Source organism: Microtetraspora sp. AC03309 (genome assembly GCF_020826795.1).
GTDB lineage: Bacteria > Actinomycetota > Actinomycetes > Streptosporangiales > Streptosporangiaceae > Microtetraspora > Microtetraspora glauca.
Window position 1 is genome coordinate 29,018 of sequence record NZ_JADDIL010000020.1, and the last position, 20,301, is coordinate 49,318.

22 protein-coding genes are annotated in these 20,301 nt (G+C 70.6%); 13 read left to right on the plus strand and 9 right to left on the minus strand.

Going from position 1 to position 20,301, the window contains the following annotated elements; all coding sequences use genetic code 11:
• Window positions 1-42: 42 nt before the first annotated feature.
• The 5 genes from IMZ11_RS14130 to IMZ11_RS14150 form a co-directional block, all read right to left on the minus strand.
• A complete protein-coding gene (locus IMZ11_RS14130; protein WP_228641506.1) occupies window positions 43-1,284 on the minus strand; it encodes an RNA polymerase sigma factor in 1,242 nt (413 codons plus the stop codon).
• Window positions 1,266-1,643: a YciI family protein gene (locus tag IMZ11_RS14135; protein WP_228641508.1), complete on the minus strand. Its 378-nt coding sequence runs from the start codon at window positions 1,641-1,643 to the stop codon at window positions 1,266-1,268. Before IMZ11_RS14135 ends, IMZ11_RS14130 begins: the two co-directional genes overlap by 19 nt.
• A gap of 17 nt (window positions 1,644-1,660) precedes the next feature.
• Window positions 1,661-2,242 carry a dihydrofolate reductase family protein gene (locus IMZ11_RS14140; protein ID WP_228641510.1) on the minus strand — a complete coding sequence of 194 codons (582 nt, stop codon included), beginning with the start codon at window positions 2,240-2,242 and terminating at the stop codon, window positions 1,661-1,663.
• Window positions 2,243-2,539: 297 nt separating this feature from the next.
• Window positions 2,540-2,740: a hypothetical protein gene (locus tag IMZ11_RS14145; RefSeq protein ID WP_061255043.1), complete on the minus strand. Its 201-nt coding sequence runs from the start codon at window positions 2,738-2,740 to the stop codon at window positions 2,540-2,542.
• A 44-nt stretch (window positions 2,741-2,784) separates the two neighbouring features.
• On the minus strand, window positions 2,785-3,516 hold the full coding sequence (locus tag IMZ11_RS14150; protein WP_228641512.1) for a TetR/AcrR family transcriptional regulator: 732 nt from the start codon (window positions 3,514-3,516) through the stop codon (window positions 2,785-2,787).
• Between the two features lie 193 nt (window positions 3,517-3,709).
• Between IMZ11_RS14150 and IMZ11_RS14155 the strand changes: the two genes are divergently transcribed.
• Window positions 3,710-5,209: an MFS transporter gene (locus IMZ11_RS14155; RefSeq protein ID WP_228641514.1), complete on the plus strand. Its 1,500-nt coding sequence runs from the start codon at window positions 3,710-3,712 to the stop codon at window positions 5,207-5,209.
• Window positions 5,210-5,323: 114 nt separating this feature from the next.
• Here the strand turns inward: IMZ11_RS14155 and cofC are convergent, their stop codons facing one another.
• Window positions 5,324-5,980 (minus strand): 2-phospho-L-lactate guanylyltransferase, encoded by a 657-nt coding sequence (gene cofC / locus IMZ11_RS14160; protein WP_228641516.1) that lies wholly within the window; start codon window positions 5,978-5,980, stop codon window positions 5,324-5,326.
• A 210-nt stretch (window positions 5,981-6,190) separates the two neighbouring features.
• Between cofC and IMZ11_RS14165 the strand changes: the two genes are divergently transcribed.
• The 4 genes from IMZ11_RS14165 to IMZ11_RS14180 all read left to right on the plus strand — a co-directional run bounded on the left by IMZ11_RS14165 (window position 6,191) and on the right by IMZ11_RS14180 (window position 10,451).
• Entirely contained in the window at window positions 6,191-6,913 is a 723-nt protein-coding gene (locus IMZ11_RS14165; RefSeq protein ID WP_228641518.1) for a 1-acyl-sn-glycerol-3-phosphate acyltransferase, read from the plus strand.
• 137 nt (window positions 6,914-7,050) lie between these two features.
• Complete coding sequence (locus IMZ11_RS14170) at window positions 7,051-8,058, plus strand: NAD(P)H-dependent glycerol-3-phosphate dehydrogenase (protein WP_228641521.1); 1,008 nt, start codon at window positions 7,051-7,053, stop codon at window positions 8,056-8,058.
• Between the two features lie 4 nt (window positions 8,059-8,062).
• Complete coding sequence (locus IMZ11_RS14175) at window positions 8,063-9,292, plus strand: PLP-dependent aspartate aminotransferase family protein (RefSeq protein ID WP_228641523.1); 1,230 nt, start codon at window positions 8,063-8,065, stop codon at window positions 9,290-9,292.
• Between the two features lie 40 nt (window positions 9,293-9,332).
• Window positions 9,333-10,451 (plus strand): D-alanine--D-alanine ligase family protein, encoded by a 1,119-nt coding sequence (locus IMZ11_RS14180; RefSeq protein ID WP_228641525.1) that lies wholly within the window; start codon window positions 9,333-9,335, stop codon window positions 10,449-10,451.
• Window positions 10,452-10,460: 9 nt separating this feature from the next.
• On the opposite strand, the gene IMZ11_RS14185 is transcribed toward IMZ11_RS14180, so the two are convergent.
• A complete protein-coding gene (locus IMZ11_RS14185; protein ID WP_228641526.1) occupies window positions 10,461-10,895 on the minus strand; it encodes a DUF3515 domain-containing protein in 435 nt (144 codons plus the stop codon).
• An 11-nt stretch (window positions 10,896-10,906) separates the two neighbouring features.
• Window positions 10,907-11,140 carry an Lrp/AsnC family transcriptional regulator gene (locus IMZ11_RS14190; RefSeq protein WP_061255034.1) on the minus strand — a complete coding sequence of 78 codons (234 nt, stop codon included), beginning with the start codon at window positions 11,138-11,140 and terminating at the stop codon, window positions 10,907-10,909.
• Between the two features lie 64 nt (window positions 11,141-11,204).
• Between IMZ11_RS14190 and IMZ11_RS14195 the strand changes: the two genes are divergently transcribed.
• Together IMZ11_RS14195 and thiD are read left to right on the plus strand one after the other, a co-directional pair.
• A complete protein-coding gene (locus IMZ11_RS14195; protein ID WP_228641645.1) occupies window positions 11,205-12,140 on the plus strand; it encodes a thiamine-phosphate kinase in 936 nt (311 codons plus the stop codon).
• Between the two features lie 132 nt (window positions 12,141-12,272).
• The gene (gene thiD, locus IMZ11_RS14200) at window positions 12,273-13,073 is read left to right on the plus strand and encodes a bifunctional hydroxymethylpyrimidine kinase/phosphomethylpyrimidine kinase (RefSeq protein WP_228641529.1); all 801 of its coding nucleotides are present in this window, start codon (window positions 12,273-12,275) and stop codon (window positions 13,071-13,073) included.
• A 120-nt stretch (window positions 13,074-13,193) separates the two neighbouring features.
• Here the strand turns inward: thiD and rpmB are convergent, their stop codons facing one another.
• Window positions 13,194-13,379, minus strand: coding sequence for a 50S ribosomal protein L28 (gene rpmB / locus IMZ11_RS14205; RefSeq protein WP_061255238.1), 186 nt, complete (start codon window positions 13,377-13,379; stop codon window positions 13,194-13,196).
• 218 nt (window positions 13,380-13,597) lie between these two features.
• Here rpmB and IMZ11_RS14210 point away from each other — a divergent pair, with 218 nt between their 5' ends.
• The 6 genes from IMZ11_RS14210 to rpmF all read left to right on the plus strand — a co-directional run bounded on the left by IMZ11_RS14210 (window position 13,598) and on the right by rpmF (window position 20,118).
• Window positions 13,598-15,175 (plus strand): DAK2 domain-containing protein, encoded by a 1,578-nt coding sequence (locus IMZ11_RS14210; RefSeq protein WP_228641531.1) that lies wholly within the window; start codon window positions 13,598-13,600, stop codon window positions 15,173-15,175.
• A gap of 233 nt (window positions 15,176-15,408) precedes the next feature.
• Window positions 15,409-17,568 carry an ATP-dependent DNA helicase RecG gene (gene recG / locus IMZ11_RS14215; protein ID WP_228641533.1) on the plus strand — a complete coding sequence of 720 codons (2,160 nt, stop codon included), beginning with the start codon at window positions 15,409-15,411 and terminating at the stop codon, window positions 17,566-17,568.
• 682 nt (window positions 17,569-18,250) lie between these two features.
• The gene (gene rsmD / locus IMZ11_RS14220) at window positions 18,251-18,820 is read left to right on the plus strand and encodes a 16S rRNA (guanine(966)-N(2))-methyltransferase RsmD (RefSeq protein WP_061255029.1); all 570 of its coding nucleotides are present in this window, start codon (window positions 18,251-18,253) and stop codon (window positions 18,818-18,820) included.
• Between the two features lie 15 nt (window positions 18,821-18,835).
• A complete protein-coding gene (gene coaD, locus IMZ11_RS14225) occupies window positions 18,836-19,312 on the plus strand; it encodes a pantetheine-phosphate adenylyltransferase (RefSeq protein ID WP_061255028.1) in 477 nt (158 codons plus the stop codon).
• A gap of 70 nt (window positions 19,313-19,382) precedes the next feature.
• On the plus strand, window positions 19,383-19,937 hold the full coding sequence (locus IMZ11_RS14230) for a DUF177 domain-containing protein (protein WP_228641535.1): 555 nt from the start codon (window positions 19,383-19,385) through the stop codon (window positions 19,935-19,937).
• Window position 19,938: 1 nt separating this feature from the next.
• A complete protein-coding gene (rpmF, locus tag IMZ11_RS14235; RefSeq protein WP_061255026.1) occupies window positions 19,939-20,118 on the plus strand; it encodes a 50S ribosomal protein L32 in 180 nt (59 codons plus the stop codon).
• Window positions 20,119-20,301 lie beyond the last annotated feature (183 nt).

Sequence of the window (20,301 nt, forward strand, 5' to 3'; positions counted from 1 at the left end):
CCAGACCCGCCTGCCGGGTTCGTGATCGGCAGGGGACGTCGGTCATCGCGGTACTTCCTTGGCCCGCCGCTCGAGAAAGGCCCGGAGAGCGGGATCCGCGCTGAGCGTGGCCGCTTGGGCGTAGGCCGCGACCGCGTCCTGGTGTCGGTCGAGCTGGACGAGTAGATCGCCGCGTGCCGCGTGATAGGGCTGGAACCGCTCCCGCTCGACGGGCAATGCCTCCAGCAGCGACAGCCCCGTCTGTGGTGACTGGGTTCGGCCGACGACGGCGGCGTGGGCGACCCGGCTGCCCAGACTCGGCGCGATCGCGACCAGAGCCGTGTAGAGGATGCACAGTGCGTTCCAGTCGGTGGCACCGCTGCGGGCCCGATCGCAGTGGACCGCCTGGATCGCCGCCTCGAGCTGGAAGCGCCCGGGCGCCTGGCCGGGCCGTTCGGCGCGCCGGAGATAGGCTTCGCCCTCGGCGATGAGGCGGTGGTCCCAATCGTCTGGGGCCTGGTCCTGCAGCGGTAGATAGCGATCGCCGGGAGTCGTGGCGCGTGCCGAGGCAAGGGTGAGCAGCGCCGCGAGCGCCCACGCCTCGGGCTCGTCGCCGAGCAGCGTCGCGGTGGTGACGGCCAGGTACCGGGCCTCGCCCGCGAGTGACGCTTCGTCGCCCCGCTCCGGAAAGGTCAGTGCGTAGCATCCGTACACCGCCTCGAGCACCGGTGGCAGCCGCTGGGGCATGGCCTGCCGCCCGGGAACGACGAAGGGGATCTTGGCGTCCCGGATCCGGCGCTTGGCCCGCACCAGGCGTTGCGACATCGCCCCGGCGGGTAGGGCGAAGGCCCGCGCGATCTGGGCGGAGTCGAACCCGAGCACGGCCTGGAGCATCAGCGGGGTACGGACGTTGGCGGCGATGGCCGGGTGCGCGCAGACGAACAGCAGGGCCAGCCGGGGGTCGGGGATCTGGTCTGGATCGAGATGGTTCAGCGGCGAGACGGCGTCGGCAGCGATGTCGGTGGCCGCCTCCAGCGGCTGGTTGCGGCGGTGGGCGGCGGACTTCCACAGATCTCGCTGACGGTTGCGGGCGACCGTGAACAGCCAGCCCTCGGGGTTGTCCGGTACGCCGTCGCGCGGCCACGTGGTCAGAGCCTGCTCGAAGGCCTGCGCCAGGGTGTCTTCGGCGAGTTCGAGGTCGCCGGTCGGAGCGGCCAGCAGGGCGACCAGCCGACCGTGGGACGCCCGAGCGGTGCGCTCGGCGACGTGCGCGGCCGCCTCGCCGGTCACGATGATGGAACCCATGTGCCGGCCTCGATGTGCACGGCACCGGGCCGGACCTCGACGGTGCCCCACGCCAGCGGCGGCGCCTGCCGGGCCCACTCCAGGGCGGCGTCCAGATCCGGCACGTCGATGACGATCACGCCCCCGAGCTGCTCCTTGGTGTCGGCGAACGGCCCGTCCTGGATGCGCGGCTCCCCGTCGACCAGTGTGAGTGTGGTCGAGCTGGCCGACGGCTGCAACACCTGGCCGCTCACCAGAATCCCGGCCTGCTCCAGCGTCGCGGCGTAACTGGCCATGGCTCGCAGCCCTGCGGCCATCGCCTCGGCCCCGATCGACTCCTCGCTCACCTCGCCGTAGTGGAACATCAGCATGTACCGCATGTCCCGATCCTCCCTCGTCACTTGACCCGATAGCGTGCGATCACCACACCGGTCGTGGCGATGATCGCCTCCTGGAGCGTCAGGTCGGTGCGTTCTCCCTCGCCGAACAGCCGCGTGCCCGAACCGAGCACGATCGGGTGGATCAGCAGGACGTACTCCTCGATCAGGCCCGCCGCATGGAGTGAGCGCACCAGCTCACCACTGCCGATCACCCTGATCACGCCGTCGACCTCGTCCTTCAGCCGTGCGACGGTGTCGGCCGCTTCCCCCACCAGCAGCGTGGAGTTGGGGTAGGCGAGTTCGCTGCCCGCCTCGCGTGAGGCGACGTACTTACGGGAGTTCACCAGCACCTCGGTGAACGGGTTGGGGTCGGTCACCGTTGTCCAGTGGCCCAGTAGGTCGTCGTACGTCCGACGCCCGAAGAGCATCGCTGTGGCTCTGCCCATCCCCGACCCGACGAACTTCCCGATCACCTCGTCGGTGTACCCGATGCCCCAACCGCTGTGATGGAATCCGCCCCTGGTGTCCTCGTCCGTCCGGCCGGGCCCCTGCATGACGCCGTCCACACAGACGCTCTCGAAGACGCTGATCGTGCCCACCTGGTCCTCCTCATCTCATGATCGTCCAGGTCGCGGTCGTGCCTGGCATGGTGATGACGAGATCGGGAGGGGCGGACAGACACCTGCCGGTCCATCCGTGGACATCCGTGGACATCCGTGGAACCCGACCGCGCAGGCGGCTATGCCTGGCCGTCCGGACACGCACGTACACGGAGACGGCCTACACGGGCCACCTGTTCAGTGCGCACATTTCGCCGCTCCCGGCAGCGCATCCCCAGGTCGGCGCCCCGCCGAGCGGAGCGAGGCCATGAGCGGGGCGAGGCGACAAGCGCCGCTCTACGGCAGCGGGAACGTCGAGAGGGTCACGTAGGTGATGCGGCCGCCGTCGACCACGATGTTCACCCGCTGGCCGGTGCGCAGCAGCCGCAGCGGGCCCGCGTCGAAGGCGTCGGCGTCGAAGGCGAGCTCCGCGCCGTCGTCCAGGAACACCGACCCGGAGCGGGTCGCGTCGTCGAAGGTCTTCACCGTGGCCTGCACCTGATCAGCGTACTCGGCCGCCTCCGGGAGGTGGTGGCACTGAGTCAGCTCTCGCCGGGACGCGGCTCGACGTACGACGCGAGGCCGCGCACGATGATGTCGAGGCCGAGCTCGAAGCGGTAGTCGTTGGACTCGTCCACCATGAGGTCGGCGATGGCGACCATGTTGGGGAACCGGTCGGGCGGGAGCGACGCGAAGTATTCCTTCATCTCGTCGCGCATCTCGTCCCACGACTTGACGCCCTCGCCCTGGGATCGCTCCTTCCAGACGCCCTCCTCGGCGACGAAGCCGTCGACGTACGTCGAAAGCAGGTCGCCCGCGATCGCCGCGACGTGGTCGGGCAGCCCGCCCACGCGCAGCAGCGCGAGCATCTTCTCCACGTACGGCAGCAGTTCGGGACCGAACGGCATCTGCCCCATGGAGATCCGGGCCATGTCGCGGTGCGCCAGCAGCCGGGCGCGGCTCTCGCGCGCGAAGTCCTTGACCTGCTCCTGCCAGCGTTCGGGATCGGGTTCCGGCAGGTCGAAGCCGTCGAAGAACCGCTCGTACATGAGCTCGAACAGTTCGTCCTTGTTGTCCACGTGCGCGTAGAGGGCCGAGACCGCGACGCCGAGCTCGGCGGCGACCCGTCGCATGCTCAGCCGGTCGAACCCCTCGCGGTCGAGCACGACGAAGGCCGCGTCGACGATGCGCCCCCGCGTGAGGGGGATGCGAGAGGGAGCGGCTCGCCTCCGCGTTCGCTCCCACGGCGGCGTCGGCATGTCCGGCTGAATCATCGGGACCTCCCGCGCACATGCTAGTGAACGCCGCTCGGCGGAACGAACGACGATCGTCAACGAGATATATCTTGTGCACCGGCCAAAGGCGATATATCTTGAGAACACCGCACGTTCCTAGTGAACACCATTCAATGATAGAACAGTGATCAGTTAAGGTGAACACTGTTCTTACCCCCTCGTTGGAGGATCGATGTCCACTCATGCCGAGGTGGCGACGTCCACGCCGCCCGCGGGCGAGTCCACGCCGTACCGGTGGCGCTGGGCCGCGCTCTTCGTGATCCTCGCCGCGGAGGTCATGGACCTCCTCGACGCGATGGTCACCAACATCGCCGGTCCGACCATCCGGACCGATATCGGCGGCAGCGCGAGCACCCTGCAGTGGCTCGGCGCCGCGTACACGCTGGCCATGACGACCGGCCTGCTCACCGGCGGCCGTCTGGGCGACATCTTCGGCCGCAAGAGGATGTTCGTCATCGGAGCGGCCGGCTTCGTCGTGGGCTCGCTGCTGTGCGCCGTCGCCCAGTCGCCGGAGACCCTGATCGCGGCCCGCGTGGTTCAGGGCCTGTTCGGAGCCGTCATGCTGCCGCAGGGCCTGGGGATGATCAAGGAGATGTTCCCGCCCAAGGAGATGCAGTCGGCCTTCATGTTGTTCGGCCCGGTCATGGGTCTGGCATCGGTCGGCGGCCCGATCCTGGCCGGCTGGCTGGTCGACGCGGACTTCTTCGGCACCGGCTGGCGCATGATCTTCATCATCAACCTGCCGTTCGGCCTGGCCGCGATTCTCGGCGCGCTGCGCTTCCTGCCCGAGTCGCGCTCGCCGCACGCGCTGAAGCTGGACCTCCCCGGTGTCGTCATCGCGTCGCTGGCGGCGGTCCTGATCGTCTTCCCGCTGGTCCAGGGACGCGAGAACGACTGGCCGGTCTGGTCGTTCATCATGATCGGCGCGTCCGTCGTCACCTTCGCGCTCTTCGGATGGTTCGAGGCGCGCAAGAGCCGCACAGGAGGCGACCCGCTGATCGTGCCGAGCCTGTTCCGCAAGCGCGCCTTCACCGGCGGCCTGCTGACCGGCATCGTCTTCTTCTCCGGCATGGCCGGGTTCATGCTGGTCTTCAACCTCTACACGCAGATCGGCCTGGGCTACTCGCCGATCAAGGCCGGTCTCGCCGGGGTGCCCTGGTCGGTCGGCATGATCCTCGGCATGGGCATCATGCAGGCGGTCAAGCGGTTCGGCCGCAAGGTCCTGCACGGCGGAGCGCTCATCATGGCCCTGGGCGCGCTCGGTGTCTATCTGACGATCGACATGGCCGGGATCGGGGTCACGCCGTGGCAGCTCGCGCCCGCCCTGATCGTCACCGGCATCGGCATGGGCCTGCTCATGGGACCGTTCTTCGACATCGTGCTGGCCGGTGTCGAGCAGCACGAGACCGGATCGGCCTCCGGCACGCTCACGGCCGTGCAGCAGCTCGGCAACGCGTTCGGTGTGGCCCTGCTCGGCACGATCTTCTTCGACCTGCTCGGCCCGGTTCCCACCGGCACGACCTTCGAGCACGCCATGAAGATCACGCTGTGGGTCGTGGCGGGCATGCTGCTGCTGACCTTCCTCGTCGCCTTCCTCCTGCCGAAGTACGCCCGCGAGGAGGACGCTCCCGAGGGAGACGCGCTCAAGGAGGTCGTGCCCGCGAGCACCTGACCTGAGATGCGCGCCCCACGACCGCACCGCTCGACCGCGTGGCCACATGATCGCTCTGACCGATCATGTGGCCACGCCCGTTTCCCGGCCGGGCCGTACGGCGGACCGCCCGCTTCACCCCACGAGGCCGGGGGCGATCGGGGGCCGGATTCGCGCGACCACGCTCAGGGTGGTGGGGGGAAGGCCCAGGGCGAGCGCGTCCCGGAGGTCCTCGACCGTGTCGACGTCCCTGCGGACCGACGCGATGCCGTCCAGGGTCAGTTCCTTCGCGCCGCCCGACAGGTGCCTGGCCTTCGACTCGCCGCCGAAACGCGGTTCGAAGGACACGCCGGGCCGTACGCCGTAGAAGGTGGTGCCGACGTCCGCCGCGTCGGGGACGAACGCCTGGTCGAACTCCGCGGCGGCGGCGAGGACCAGGTCCAGCTCCGCCGGGCGCAACGCGGGCAGATCCGCCTGGAGCGCCCCGACGGCCCCGTCGGGCGCGAGCCGTACCGCCTCGGCGGCCCCGAAGCGGAGCGCGGTGTTGAGACCCCTGTCGGGGTCGGTCACCACATGGGCGCCCAGGGCGGCCAGCCTCTCCGCGGGCACCGGGTCCGCGGTGACGACGATCACGCGGCCGACCCGCGGGCAGCTCAGCGCCGCGGACACCGTGTCGCACGCGATGGCGACCGCCAGCTCGGCGCGGTACGGCCCCGCCGCACCCGCGAGGCGGGTCTTCGCCCTGATGATGGTCTTGACCGGCACCACGAGGGTCCATCGCGTGAGCTGCATAACGTTAAGCATCCCGCCTCGACAGTGCTGGGAGCCAACCGGGAGACTTGGGGTCACCACGCCGCCGGGGGCGGCGGATCTGCACGTGGAGGAGCAAGTGAGCGGACAACGAAGCGCGATGACGCGCGCCCGGGTACCCGCCGAGACGGGCGCGCCGAGCCGGCGCGGCGATTCGCGGTTCCCCGTCCGGCCGGCACGCGAGGAGTCGAGATGAAGCGCCGTGGCCGTCCCTCCCGGTTCTGGGAGTCCCTGGCCGTCCTGATCGTGAAGCCGTTGTCGATCCTGCTGATCAGGCGCGCCTGGCGCGGAGGCGAGTGCATCCCGCGCATGGGCGGTGTCATCATCGCGGCCAACCACATGTCGTGGTCGGACCCGGTCCTGCTCTCCCACTACCTCTACAACAACGGGCGCTGGCCGGTGATCCTCGCCAAGTCCGGGATCTTCAAGGTGCCGGTACTCGGCCACGTCGTCGCCAAGCTGCTCGCCATCCCGGTGCACCGGGGCAGCACCGAGGCCACCCAGTCGCTGAAGATCGCCGAGCAGCGGCTCAGGGACGGCGGGTGCGTCATCTTCTACCCCGAGGGCACGATCACCCGTGACCCCGAGCTGTGGCCGATGGCGGGCAAGACGGGCGTCGCCCGGCTGGCGCTGACGACCGGCGCGCCGGTGATCCCGATCGCACACTGGGGCGCCCACGAGCTCCTGCCGTACGGCGAGAAGAAGCCGCGGCTGTTCCCGCGCAAGACGTTCAAGGTGCTGGCCGGGCCGCCGGTCGACCTGTCCCGGTTCGAGGGCCAGCCGATGCGGGGCACCGTGTTGCGCGAGGCCACCGCCGACATCATGGCCGCCATCACCGGCCAACTCGCGGAGATCCGTGATGAGAACGCCCCCGAATCCCCGTATGACCCGAAAAACACGGCTCACACAGGATGAGCGCGTACGGTGAAGGGGACGACGCGCGGGAAACAGGGAGCTACCGGTGAGCGGTGAGCGGGCCCGGCGCGGCGAGCGGAACGGCCGGCCGAGAGACGAGGCCGTTCCGTCGGACGACGAGGAGTGGTGAGCGACCGGTGAGCAGGGCTGTCGTTTTCGGTACTGGCTCGTGGGGGACCACGTTCGCGATGATCCTCGCGGAGGCGGGCACCAGGACGACGCTGTGGGGGAGACGCGCCTCGGTCGTCGACGCGATCAACGACAGGCACGAGAACCCCGAGTACCTCCCTGGACTGCGGCTGCCCGAGACCCTCCGCGCGACGACCGATCCGGCCGAGGCGATGGAGGGCGCCGACTTCGTGGTCCTCGCGGTGCCGGCCCAGACGCTCCGCGACAACCTGGCCGTCTGGAAGCCGTACATCCCGCGGGACGCCGTGCTGGTCAGTCTCATGAAGGGCGTCGAGCGGGGCACCTGCGAGCGGATGAGCGAGGTCATCAGCGAGGTCGCGGGCGTTCCGCTGGAGCGGGTGGCGGTGGTGTCCGGCCCGAACCTCGTCCCCGAACTGGCCCGGCGGCAGCCCGCGGCCGCCGTGGTGGCCTGCCCGGACGAGGAGGTCGCGCGGCGGCTCCAGGACGCCTGCCACCTGCCGTGGTTCCGTACCTACACCAATCCGGACGTCGTGGGCGTCGAGCTCGGCGGCGCGGTGAAGAACGTCATCGCGCTCGCTGTCGGTGTCGCCGTCGGCATGGGATTGGGCGACAACGTGGCGGCGACGCTCATGACCCGCGGCCTCGCGGAGATCGCCCGGCTCGGCGCGGCTCTCGGCGCCGATCAGCACACGTTCGCGGGTCTGGCCGGAATGGGTGATCTGGTGGCGACCTGTAGTTCCCCGTTGTCCCGGAACCGCACCTTCGGTGAGAATCTGGGACGCGGGATGACCCTGGCCGAGGTCGTCGCGGTGACGAAGCAGACCGCCGAGGGAGTCAAATCGTGCGAGTCGGTTCTCGAGCTGGCAAGGAAACACGACGTGGAGATGCCGATCACCGAAGTCGTGGTCGGTGTGGTGCACGACGGGATGGCCCCGGACGAGGCCGCGATGCTGCTGATGTCGCGAACCCCGAAGCCGGAGCGTTACGGCGTGTAGGCCCATGAGGCGCGGGCGCAGGAGGCTCGGGGAGAACTCCCGGGCGGTCCACCTGCCGGCGCCTCCGCTTCCGCGCGAGGCCCCGACGGGCCAGCCCGTGTGGCGGACCTCCGGCTGGAACCTCCCCGGTTCCCCCGGATACGCCGAGTCGGCGGCCGCCCGGTCATCGGGTCTCGCCTCGGATCGGGCCGACAACCCGACGGTCGCCGCGTTCGCCGCGGCCATGGCCGCGATGGAGGGCGCCGCCGCGCCCGAGGACGTCGCCGGCCAGGCGTTCCCCTCGGGCATGGCCGCGACGACCGCGGTGTTCCTGACCTTCCTGCGCGCGGGGACGCACGTCCTCGCGCCCGCGCCCGTCCACGGCGGCACCCACTCCCTGCTCACGAACGTGCTGTCCCGGTTCGGGATCGCCACCGATTTCGTGGACTATTCGGACCTGCGCCGCGTCCACCGGGTGATTCGATCCACCACGAAGATCATTTATGCCGAGACGCTGGCCAACCCGACGATGGCGGTGGCCGACATCCGGGGCCTCTACCGGCTCGCCAGGGACGCCGGAGCGCTGCTCGTGGTCGACTCGACCCTCGCCACACCGGTCGTGTGCCGGCCGCTGGAGCACGGAGCCGACCTGGTCGTCCACTCGGCCACCAGGTACGTCGGCGGCCACGACGACTGCGCCGGCGGCGTGGTCGTCGGACGGCCCGACCTGATCAACCTGATCCGCGAGATCCGGGTCGACACCGGGGGGTCGTTGTCCCCGGACGACGCCTTCCTGCTGCGCCGGGGCATGGAGACGATGACGCTGCGGGTGCGCCGGATGTGCTCGACCGCGATGGTGTTCGCCGCCTCGCTGGCCAAGCATCCGGCGGTGCGCTGGGTGGACTATCCCGGGCTGCCCGCCCATCCCGGCCACCAGCTCGCCCGGCACCTGTTCGACTCCGGCCCGGAGGGCACCCGGTTCGGCGGCTGCGTCACCGTGACCGTTCATGGCGGGTACGACGCGGGCGCCGCGCTCGCCGACGCCCTGCGGCTCACCCGGCTCGCCGGGTCCCTCGGCGGGACCCGCACCACGGCCGTGCATCTCGCCTCGGCCGCCCGTCCTGACGAGGCGCTCTCCGGTGTGGACGCGGGAGCCGTACGGTTCTCGATCGGGCTGGAGGACGCGGAGGATCTCATCGTGGACGTGACCCAGGCACTCGACGCCGTACGCGACGGCAGCCACACGCGGGCCTGACAAGCAGGTTCCACGTCCGGAAGCGGTACATTCGAGCATCATGAACGAGCAGCGCGAGGTGCCTTCCCGGCCGATTCGAGTCGCCGTCGTCTTCGGCGGTCGCAATTCCGAGCACGCGGTGTCGCTGATGGGCGCGGGCAGCGTGCTCAGCGTGATCGACCGATCCCGGTACGAGGTCATTCCGGTCGGCATCGCACAGGACGGGCGCTGGGTCCTGGTGTCCGATGGGCAGAGCTACGCCATCGAGGAGGGTGAGCTGCCGGTCGTGACCGAGTCCGGCACGGCCCTCGCCCTGCCGTCCGACTCCGGATCGCTCGTCGCGCTGGACCCCGGGCAGATCCCGCGGTCCCTCGGCGAGGTGGACGTGGTCTTCCCGATGCTGCACGGGCCGTTCGGCGAGGACGGCACCATCCAGGGACTCCTGGAGATGGCCGGGGTGCGCTACGTCGGCTCCGGCGTTCTGGCGAGCGCGGTCGGCATGGACAAGGCGTACATGAAGCTCGTGCTCAAGGCGGCGGGGCTCCCGGTGGGGCCGTTCGTCGTCGTCCGCGACCGCGACTGGCGCACCGACCGCGGGAGGGTGCTCAAGGAGGTCGAGGAGCTCGGCTGGCCGGTGTTCGTCAAGCCCGCCCGCGCCGGCTCGTCCCAGGGCATCTCGAAGGCGTACGACCCGGAGTCGCTGGAGACCGCGATCGAGCTGGCCCGCGAGCACGACCCCAAGGTGCTGGTCGAGGCCGCGATCGTCGGCAGGGAGATCGAGTGCGCCGTGCTCGAGTCCCTCGGAGACGCGCCCCCGGAGGCGAGCGTCCCCGGCGAGGTGCTGGTCCGGGGCGAGCGCGAGTTCTTCGACTTCGAGGCGAAGTACTACCCCGACCAGATGGCGCTCGACGCCCCCGCCGACATCCCGGCGGAGGCCGCCGAGGCGGTGCGGGCGATGGCCGTCCAGGCGTTCGAGGCGCTCTCCTGCGAGGGCCTGTCGCGGGTGGACTTCTTCTACACGTCCTCGGGGGAGCTCGTCCTCAACGAGATCAACACGATGCCGGGCTTCACGTCGCTCTCGGTCGCGCCGCAGCTCTGGGCCGCGACCGGACTGTCGTACGCCGAGCTCGTCGACCGGTTGCTCCAGCTCGCGCTCGACCGCCCGGCCGGGCTGCGCTGAGCCGTCCCGTCACTCCGGGACGGACGACTTGATCGGGCCCGCCAGATCCACCAGGACCTCTCCGGGGACATGCTTCCCGGAGACGGTCACCTCGACGTACGCCTCCCGGTTGATCGCCGTGAACAGCGTCGAGAGTTTGGGGTCGGCGTACCACGCGACGCCGTCGAGGTCGGAGACCTGGTCGGTCGCGGCCATCGAGGCGGGCCGGTCCACTCCGCAGCGCAGGGCGATCTCACCCGCCCCCCACACCGCCACGTACGGCGAGCGGGGCTCGCTCTCCACCCGCTCCGCGCCGTCGAGCCGTGAGGGCAGCGCGGTGGCGAGTTTCTGGCACGCCGACGCGGCGGCTCCGGCGGGCGTGGGCGGGTCCACCCGCACCGCGCCGGAGCATGCCGCGAGGGACAGTACGGCCAGGGCTCCGGCCGCGGGGATCAGTCTTCGCATCTCTTCCCAGGTCAGATGTGCACGATCGGACATGTAAGAGTACGCGTGATGCCCTCGACCGCCTGAATCTGGGCGACGACCAGCTTGCCCAGCTCGTCGACGTTGCGGGCCTCGGCCCGCACGATGACGTCATAAGGGCCGGTGACATCCTCTGCCTGGGTGACACCGCTGATCCCGGCTATCTGGCCGGCCACATTGGCGGCCTTGCCGACCTCGGTCTGGATAAGGATGTAGGCCTGCACCATAACGCCCTCCGGATAGAGATCAGTGCCGGAGCGTACCGTACCTCGAATGCACTAGGGGTGTGCCATCACAATCGGAGATCTTGGCGAATTCGGTGTAATCGGACGTATCGCTGGGCGATTGCCGCAGGGTGCGGCCGTACTGCTCGGACCTGGAGACGACGCCGCCATCCTGAGCGCTCCGGACGGCCGGGTCGTCGTGAGTACGGATCTCCTAATCGAGGGTAGGCACTTCCGTCGTAATTGGTCCAGTGGCTATGACATTGGCCGTAAAGCCGCAGCTCAGAATCTTTCCGATATCGCCGCCATGGGGGCCGATCCGACGGCGATCTTCGTCGGTCTCGGGTTGCCCGCCGACGTCACGACGGACTGGCTGGACGCTCTGACCGACGGCTTCCGCGACGAGTGCGCGCTCGTCGGCGCCAGCGTGGCGGGAGGTGACATCTCCGGGTCCGACACGGTGGTGCTCGGCGTCACCGCGCTCGGCGACCTCGGCGGAAGACAGCCGGTGACCAGGGCTGGGGCCCGCCCCGGCCACGTCGTCGCCATCGCGGGCCGCCTCGGCCACGCCGCGGCGGGACTCGCGCTGCTCCAGGCCGGCCGGGCGGACGGCGGAGACCTGGTGGACGCCCACCGCCGGCCGCGGCCGTTGTACGCCTGCGGTCCCGGCGCGGCCCGGCTCGGCGCCACCGCGATGCTCGACGTGAGCGACGGCCTCCTGCAGGATCTCGGCCACATCGCGGAGGCGAGCGGCACCGGGATCGAGCTGGATCCGGCCGCGCTCCCGGTCGCCCCCGCACTCGCCGAGGCCGCCCGCGACCTTGGAGCCGACCCGCTGGAGTGGGTCCTCACGGGAGGCGAGGACCACGCCTTCGCCGCCGCCTTCCCCGGTGATGTACGGCTTCCGTCCCCCTGGCTGGTGGTGGGCCGGGTCATCGAGGGCAAGGGGGTCCACGTCACCGGCCGGTCCGGCACCGCCGGCGGCTGGGATCACTTCCGATGACATGAGCGTCCGCGAGAGCGGGGGGCTTCTCCGGAGGACCGGCCGGTTCACCGTCCGGGGGACGGCCTCTCCGGCGGACCGGCCGGTTCACCGCCCGGCCGGGTTGGAGACGTCGCCTGGTTTGATAGGGCCATGACCTCCACTCCTCCACGCGTGCTCACCGTCGCCGGTTCCGATTCCGGCGGCGGCGCCGGAATCCAGGCCGACCTCAAGACGATGCTGGCCCTCGGAGTGCACGGCATGAGCGTCATCGCCGCCGTGACCGCGCAGAACTCGCTCGGCGTCCAGGGCTACTGGGAACTGCCGGCGGAGGCGGTCCGGGCCCAGCTCGACTCCGTGCTCGGAGACATCGGGGTCCAAGCGGTCAAGACGGGGATGCTGGCCTCTCCGACGCTGGTGGAGACGGTCGCCGGAGCACTCGCGAGCGTTGCGGCCCCCGTCGTGGTCGATCCGGTCGGGGTCTCCAAGCACGGGGACTCGCTTCTCGCCCCCGAGGCCGTCGAGACCATGAAGGAGCTGCTGCTTCCGGTGGCGACGGTGGTCACGCCGAACCTCTGGGAGGTCGAGCAGCTCACCTCGGTCAAGGTCGAGGATGAGGACGACCTGCCACGCGCGGCGGAGGCCGTGCTCGCGCTCGGGCCCACCTGGGCCCTGATCAAGGGCGGTCACCTCCCCGGCGAGCCGGTGGATCTGCTGACCGACGGCGATCGGCGATATCGCTTCGCCGCCGAGCGCCACGACAACCGCCACACGCACGGAACCGGATGCACGCTCGCCTCGGCCATCGCCTCCCGCCTGGCCCTCGGCGACGACCTGCCGGAGGCCGTACGGCAGGCCAAGGAGTACGTCACGGGGGCGATCGCGCACGGCTTCCCCCTGGGCGCGGGCATCGGCCCCGTGGACCACGCCTGGCGCTGGCGGACCGGCGGATGACCGGACCCGGGCCCGCCACGCAAAGCGGGCCCGGGTCCGGCCCCGGACAACACGAAACGTCCGGCCCGGACAACACGAAAGCCCGTCACCGGATCGGTGACGGGCTCCGGAAGAGCTGGGTCAGCGGGTGACCTTGCCCGCCTTGATGCAGGAAGTGCACACGTTCATCCGCTTCGGCGTCCCGTTGACCGTCGCGCGCACGGTCTGGATGTTCGGGTTCCAGCGGCGGCGGGTGCGGCGGTGCGAGTGGGAGACGTTGTTGCCGAAAGTCGGCTTCTTAGCGCAGACGTCGCAGACGGAAGCCACGGTCATCGCTCCTTCAGATCAGTCGAATCGGCCCGGTCCGCCAAGAGCGGCTCATCCGAGCGTGCCGGGGCAACCGGCTGGCCACACGAGGATATCCGATGTCGGCCGTTGCACGCCAAACGGGATCCCGGCGAACGGGGATAATCTCGTAGCGACCAACGGTAGCGCATCGGGACGGCGCCACGTGTGCGGGCCATGTCATCGAAGGGGCGGCGTTCATGCTTGAGGTGCTCGACCCGCCCGCCGTACGCCGCTGGTCGCGCCGGTGCGCGGACGCTCTCGGCCGCGCGAGGGCGGAGATAGACGCGCTCAACGTCTTTCCCGTCCCTGACGGGGACACCGGCACCAACCTGCACCTCACCGTCCTCTCCGCGGCCGAGGCGGTGGACGGCCTGCCCGGTGACGCGGGCCGCGACAGGACGTGGCAGACGCTCGCCCACGGCGCGTTGCTCGGTGCCCGCGGAAACTCGGGGGTGATCGTCAGCCAGGCGATACGCGGCCTGGCCGAGGTGCTCGGGATGGCGGAGGGGCGGGGAGCCGACCTGCGCCGGGCGTTGCTGCGGGCCGCCGAGATGGCCAGGGCCGCCGTGGTCCGGCCGGTCGAGGGGACCGTGCTCACCGTCCTGGCCGCCGCGGCGGAGGCCGTACGGCATGCTTCGGACGACCTCGGCGAGGTGGCACGGGTCGCCGCGGAGGAGGCGCGCGGCGCGCTGCGGCGGACCACGGGCCAGCTCGACGTGCTGGCCAGGAACCACGTGGTCGACGCGGGCGGCGCCGGGCTCGTGATCATCCTGGAGACCCTGGCCGAGGTGGTCGCGGAGGCGTTCAGCGAGCGGCACGAGATCCCGGCCCCTACCGGCCGGGTGCCCGTCGACGAGGCGCGGGAGGACGTTCACGCGTCCGCGCCCGGATACGAGGTGATGTACCTCCTGGACGCGCCAGAGTCGGCGATCGGCCGGCTCAGGACCGAACTCGACGCGCTCGGCGACTCGCTCGTGATCGTGGGAGGTGACGATCTGTGGAACGTCCACATCCACGCGGACGACGCCGGCGCCGTGATCGAGGCGGGCCTCGCGGCCGGTCGCCCGCACCGCGTCCGCGTGACGTACCTCGGCGGCCGCATCCACGAACCGGCCCGGGCGCGCGGGGTGGTCGCCGTCGCGGCGGGGGACGGTCTCGCCGCTCTCTTCCGCCGGTCCGGCGCCGTCGTCGTACGGCGTGAGCCCGGAGCGAACCCGCCGCTCGCCGCCGTGCTCGCGGCGATCAGGGAGGCCGGAAGCGAGGTCGCGGTGCTGCCGAACGACACCGGCGCCCAGGCGGTGGCCGCGGCCGCCGCCGAGATCGCCCGTGAGGAGGGGCTCACGGTCAGCGTGCTGCCGACGAAGGCGTCGGTCCAGGGCCTCGCCGCTCTGGCCGTGCACGATCCGCTGCGCCGCTTCGACGACGACGTGGTGGCCATGACCGACGCGGCGGGCCACACCCGGCACGGGCACGTGTGGGTGGCCGACCGTGAGGCCGTGACCAGCGCGGGGCTGTGCCGTCCCGGTGACGTGCTCGGCGTCGTCGACGGCGACGTGGCCCTCATCGGCGGCGCCGTCACCGATGTGGCGGTCCAGGTGGCCGACCGCATGATGTCGTCGAGCAGTGAGATGGTGACGCTGGTGACCGGCGCCGACCCCTCCGGGACTCCGGCGGGAGCCGTACGGGACCATCTGGCGCGGGTCCGCCCGGACATCGAGGTGGTCGTCTACGAGGGGGGACAGGGCGGCTACCCGCTTCTCATCGGCGTCGAATGAGCCGTAGGAGCGGGCAGCCGATCGCAGGCGGATCGGCGGAGCGACTGGCAGAGTCCTGTCAGAGTCGCTGAGCAGGACCGCCGCGCGAGGTGATTTCTGTCGGTGACCGGCGGTAGAACTTATCTCCATGACCGCGCGCTTCCCGGTCACCGTGCGGAGTTCCGCGAGCGTGCGGTCGCCGTGCCGTGTTCAGTCGCCGGGCGGGGCCCGGTCCCGTCACGTGAGGGGGGCGCATGACGAGGTTCGACGAGCCGCTCAAGCGGGCGCTCGGCAGGACCGCCGGCCCGCTGGAGCGCGCGCTCGGCATCGCCACGGTGGGGGAGTTGCTCCGGCACTACCCGCGGCGGTACGCGGACCGAGGAGAGCTGACCCCGATCTCGTCCCTGGAGCACGACGAGCATGTCACCGTCGTGGCCAGGGTGGCGGCGCTGCAACGCCGGCCGATGAAGAACCGGCAGGGCACCTGGCTGGACGTCGAGGTGACCGACGGTGAGGAGCGGCTGCACCTGGCCTTCTTCGGCAAGGGCGGATACGTGGCGGAGCAACGGCTGGCCCCGGGCACCGAGGCGATGTTCTCGGGCAAGGTCAACGTCTTCCCCCTGCCGAGCGGCCGGCGCCGGGTGTCCCTGACCCATCCTGAATACGAGACCGAGGAGACCGAGGACGCGGCGGAGTTCGCCGCCGCGCCGGTGCCCATCTACCCCTCGGCGCAGGGCCTGGCGACGTGGACGATCCGCCGCGCCGTACGGACCGTGCTCGACGTGCTGACGCTCGACGACCCGCTCCCGCCCGACATCAGGCGAAGGCACGACCTCCCGGAACTGGAGGTGGCGCTCCGCCACGTCCACCGGCCGAGGAGCCACGCCGACATCACCCTGGCCCGCAGGCGGCTCAAGTTCGACGAGGCGTTCCTGCTCCAGTCCGTGCTGGTCCGGCGCAGGCTGGCGGCGTCCGCGTGGCCCGCCCGGCCGCGCCCGGGGCGGCCCGACGGCCTGCTGCACGGTTTCGAGGAGAGGCTGCCCTTCGAGTTGACCGAGGGCCAGCGCCAGGTCGGCGAGGAGATCGCGGCGGACCTGGCCCGCGAGCATCCCATGCACCGGCTGCTGCAGGGAGAGGTGGGCGCGGGCAAGACGGTGGTCGCGCTGCGCGCCATGCTCCAGGTGGTCGACTCCGGCGGTCAGGCGGTGCTGCTCGCCCCGACGGAGGTCCTGGCCCAGCAGCACCACAGGTCGATCACGGGCATGCTCGGCGACCTCGCGACCGGCGGCATGTTCGGCGGCACGGCCGTGGCCCTGCTGACGGGCTCCATGGGCACGGCCGCGCGGAGGAGAGCCCTGCTCGACGCCGCCTCGGGCGCGGCGGGGATCGTGGTCGGCACCCATGCCCTGATCCAGGAGCACGTCCAGTTCGCCGACCTCGGCCTGCTCGTGGTGGACGAGCAGCACCGCTTCGGTGTGGAGCAGCGCGACGCGCTCCGCGAGAAGGGCGGCGGCGGCAGGCCGCACGTGCTGGTCATGACGGCCACACCCATCCCGAGGACGGTCGCGATGACCGTGTTCGGCGACCTGGAGGTCTCCACGCTGTCCCAACTGCCGTCCGGCCGCGCGCCGATCACCACGCACGTCGTGCCGGCCGCGGAGAAGCCGCACTTCCTCGACCGCACCTGGGAACGGGTGCGCGAGGAGGTCGGGCTCGGCCGCCAGGCGTACATCGTATGCCCCCGCATCGGTGAGCAAGAGGGCGACGAGGGCGATCTCGACAAGGGCGAGGAGGAGCGCAGGCCGCCGCTGGCGGTCCTCGACGTGGCGGAGATGCTCGCCGAAGGCCCGTTGCACGGCATGCGGGTGGGAGTCCTGCACGGCAAGCTCCCGCCGGAGGAGAAGGACGCGATCATGCGTGCCTTCACCAAGGGGGAGATCGACGTCCTGGTCGCGACCACGGTCATCGAGGTGGGCGTCGACGTCAGGAACGCCTCGGTCATGATCATCATGGACGCCGACCGGTTCGGCGTCTCGCAGCTCCACCAGTTGCGCGGCAGGGTCGGGCGCGGCGGCCTGCCCGGGTTGTGCCTGCTGGTGAGCGAGGCGCCCATGGGCACTCCGGCGCGTACGCGGCTGGACGCGGTGGCCGCGACGCTGGACGGCTTCGAGCTGTCCCGGGTGGACCTGGAGCAGCGCCGGGAGGGCGACGTCCTCGGCGCCGCGCAGTCGGGCCGCAAGTCGTCCCTGAAGATGTTGCAGCTGCTCCGCGACGAGGACGTCATCGAGGCCGCCAGGGAAGAGGCGATCACGGTGCTGACGGCCGATCCCGAACTGGCGGATCATCCCGCTCTGCGGGCCGAGCTCGACGCCCTGATCGTGGACGAGCGCGCCGATTACCTGGAGAAGGCCTGAGCGGTCCTGAGTGCCCTCACGCCGGCTTTCCGACGTTCCGGGTGGTGGGCGCGGGCTCCGGGCTGGTCTCCGGCTCTACAGAGCCGGTCGCGCGGCTCCTGGGGTCGGGCCGAGGCCGCAACAGGGCCACTCGCGGGCTCCTGAGCTCGTCCCGGGCATACAGGGCCCGCTGCGGGCGGTCCTCGGCGCGTCCCCAGGCGTACAAGGCTGGGCGCGGGGCCGCTGAGCTCGTACCCGGGTGTACCGCCCGGACACGCGGGCCGGGCACCGGGCGGTGGAGAAGATCTCGGAGGACGGCGGAGAAGATCTCGGAAAGGTCGACCTAGATCTCAGAAAGGCCGCAAAACCCGCGAGGTACTGCCGCTGCGGCAGCCTCGCGCATGAGAATGACCCAGGGCCCAGCCTTGGGACGGCCTCCCCCCGAATGCCGTCCCCGGCTGGGCCCACCCTCGGGTCAGGTGCCGAGGGCGCCGGCGTGCGGAAGGGCTCACGATCACGCCGGCCGGCCTCCCCCTGGGTCATCTCGAAGGCCGCAGAACTCATCATGCGGAACGCGGCGACCCCGCGATACCGGTCTTACCCATTCGTCGCCCCCCCTTGCCCACTCTTGACCGCACGGGATCCGATCGCGGTGGGCGCACCGGTGTTCCCGGCCCCTCGCCGGGAGCGGGACAATGAACGAATGACGCGGGTCATCGCAGGCAGCGCCGGGGGACGCAGGCTGGCAGTGCCACCGGGCAGGGGCACCAGGCCGACGAGCGACCGGGCCAGGGAGGGGTTGTTCTCGACCGTGGGCTCGCTTTTGGGCTCGCTTGACGGGGCCCGGGTCCTCGATCTCTACGCCGGCTCGGGAGCGGTCGGCCTGGAGGCGCTGAGCAGAGGCGCCGCCCACGCGCTGCTCGTCGAGTCCGACGCGAGGGCCGCTCGGACGATCAGGGAGAACATCGCCGCGCTGGGGCTGCCCGGAGCCGTGCTCAGGCCGGAGAAGGTCGAGCGGGTCCTGTCCCAGGGCTGCGCGGAGCCGTACGACTTCGTGTTCGCCGATCCGCCCTACACGGTCACCGACGAGACGGTCACCAGGGTCCTGGAGACGCTCCGCTCGGAAGGGTGGCTCGTCGACGGCGCGCTGGTCGCGGTCGAACGGGAGTCCAGGGGGAAAGACCTGGTCTGGCCGCCGGGTTTCGAAGAGGAGAGGGTCCGCCGATACGGGGAAGCGGCCGTTTGGTACGGTCACGCAGCCGGGAACCCGTAAACCTGGGGGTGCGCCTTGCGTCGCGTCGTATGCCCGGGGTCCTTCGACCCCGTGACCAACGGACATCTGGACATCATCGGCCGGACCTCGCGGTTGTACGACGAGGTCGTCGTCGCCGTGTTGATCAACATGGAGAAGACCGGGTTGTTCACCGTCGACGAGCGGATAGAGATGCTCGAGGCGGTGACCAAGGAGTACGGCAACGTCCGGGTGGAGAAGTTCCACGGGCTGCTGGTCGACTACTGCCGGCAGAACGACATCCCGGCGATCGTGAAGGGCCTCCGCGCGGTCAGCGACTTCGACTACGAGCTCCAGATGGCACAGCTGAACTACCGCATGTCCGGAGTGGAGACGCTGTTCATGTCCACCAATCCGGAGTACTCCTTCCTCTCCTCGAGCAGGCTGAAGGAGATCGCACGGTATGGTGGGGACGTATCCGGCCTGGTCCCGGACCTCGTCCAGCGGCTGCTCGTCGAGCGGCTCAGGGGCTGACCACCGGCTGGTATCCTTTCTATTCGGCCTTGCACGACGGCGGTGATTCGTCATGCCTAACGAGAGCAGGATGACTCTGCGCAGCCTCGACCCCCGAGCCCCTTGGGTGATTTCCACTCACGATCTGGGACGGCGACCGGGGTCGATGCGCAGGATCAGCCCGGTTCTTCCGGCACCGGCGGACCTCGCGGTCGGAATGATCGGCGTTCCCAAGGACGCCGACGTCGAGCTGGACATCCGGCTCGAGGCGGTGATGGAAGGCGTGCTCGTGACGGGCACGGCGCGGACTCCTCTCAGTGGAGAGTGCTCGCGCTGCCTGGATCCGCTGACCTCGGAGATCGAGGTCGGTTTCCAGGAGCTTTTCTTCTACTCGGCGGAGGACGCCGGAGAGGACGATTTGCTCCTCGACGGCGAACTGCTCGATCTCGAGCCGATATTCCGTGACGCGGTGGTGCTCTCACTGCCGCTGAGCCCGGTGTGCAGTGAGGACTGCCCCGGTCTCTGCACGGAATGCGGGGTCAAGCTGGCGGAAGCCGGCTCGGACCACGGGCACGAGCGCATCGACGTGCGCTGGGCGTCGCTGCAGGGTTTGGTTGTGGACAACAAAGACGATCAGGAGGGTTGACGTGGCCGTCCCCAAGCGGAAGATGTCGCGGAGCAACACCCGCGCCCGCAGGTCCCAGTGGAAGGCCGCCGCGGTCGCGCTCGTGAGCTGCCCCCAGTGCCGCTCGCCGAAGCGCCCGCACGTGGCGTGCCCGAGCTGTGGCACCTACAACCGCCGTCAGGTCATCGAGCCGTCGGCCTGATCGCGCGATAAGCGGATAGGGACGCCGGCCGGGTCGTCAAGACGCCCCGGTCGGCGTTACCTTGCTTTCAGCGCGTACGGTGGCGGGCGGAGCATGAGCGACAGGCAAGACGTGCCCGCGGCCGTGGTGGACGCCGGGAGGCTCCAGTCTCTGGGGAACCGGCGCCCACCACGTCTTCGGGCT

Coding starts and splice junctions, on each gene's coding strand:
- IMZ11_RS14130 (WP_228641506.1), bottom strand. CDS start 1,284: ATGGGTTCCATCATCGTGACCGGCGAGGCGGCCGCGCACGTCGCCGAG.
- IMZ11_RS14135 (WP_228641508.1), bottom strand. CDS start 1,643: ATGCGGTACATGCTGATGTTCCACTACGGCGAGGTGAGCGAGGAGTCG.
- IMZ11_RS14150 (WP_228641512.1), bottom strand. CDS start 3,516: ATGATTCAGCCGGACATGCCGACGCCGCCGTGGGAGCGAACGCGGAGG.
- IMZ11_RS14155 (WP_228641514.1), top strand. CDS start 3,710: ATGTCCACTCATGCCGAGGTGGCGACGTCCACGCCGCCCGCGGGCGAG.
- cofC (WP_228641516.1), bottom strand. CDS start 5,980: ATGCAGCTCACGCGATGGACCCTCGTGGTGCCGGTCAAGACCATCATC.
- IMZ11_RS14165 (WP_228641518.1), top strand. CDS start 6,191: ATGAAGCGCCGTGGCCGTCCCTCCCGGTTCTGGGAGTCCCTGGCCGTC.
- IMZ11_RS14175 (WP_228641523.1), top strand. CDS start 8,063: ATGAGGCGCGGGCGCAGGAGGCTCGGGGAGAACTCCCGGGCGGTCCAC.
- IMZ11_RS14180 (WP_228641525.1), top strand. CDS start 9,333: ATGAACGAGCAGCGCGAGGTGCCTTCCCGGCCGATTCGAGTCGCCGTC.
- IMZ11_RS14185 (WP_228641526.1), bottom strand. CDS start 10,895: ATGCGAAGACTGATCCCCGCGGCCGGAGCCCTGGCCGTACTGTCCCTC.
- IMZ11_RS14190 (WP_061255034.1), bottom strand. CDS start 11,140: ATGGTGCAGGCCTACATCCTTATCCAGACCGAGGTCGGCAAGGCCGCC.
- thiD (WP_228641529.1), top strand. CDS start 12,273: ATGACCTCCACTCCTCCACGCGTGCTCACCGTCGCCGGTTCCGATTCC.
- IMZ11_RS14210 (WP_228641531.1), top strand. CDS start 13,598: ATGCTTGAGGTGCTCGACCCGCCCGCCGTACGCCGCTGGTCGCGCCGG.
- recG (WP_228641533.1), top strand. CDS start 15,409: ATGACGAGGTTCGACGAGCCGCTCAAGCGGGCGCTCGGCAGGACCGCC.
- rsmD (WP_061255029.1), top strand. CDS start 18,251: ATGACGCGGGTCATCGCAGGCAGCGCCGGGGGACGCAGGCTGGCAGTG.
- IMZ11_RS14230 (WP_228641535.1), top strand. CDS start 19,383: ATGACTCTGCGCAGCCTCGACCCCCGAGCCCCTTGGGTGATTTCCACT.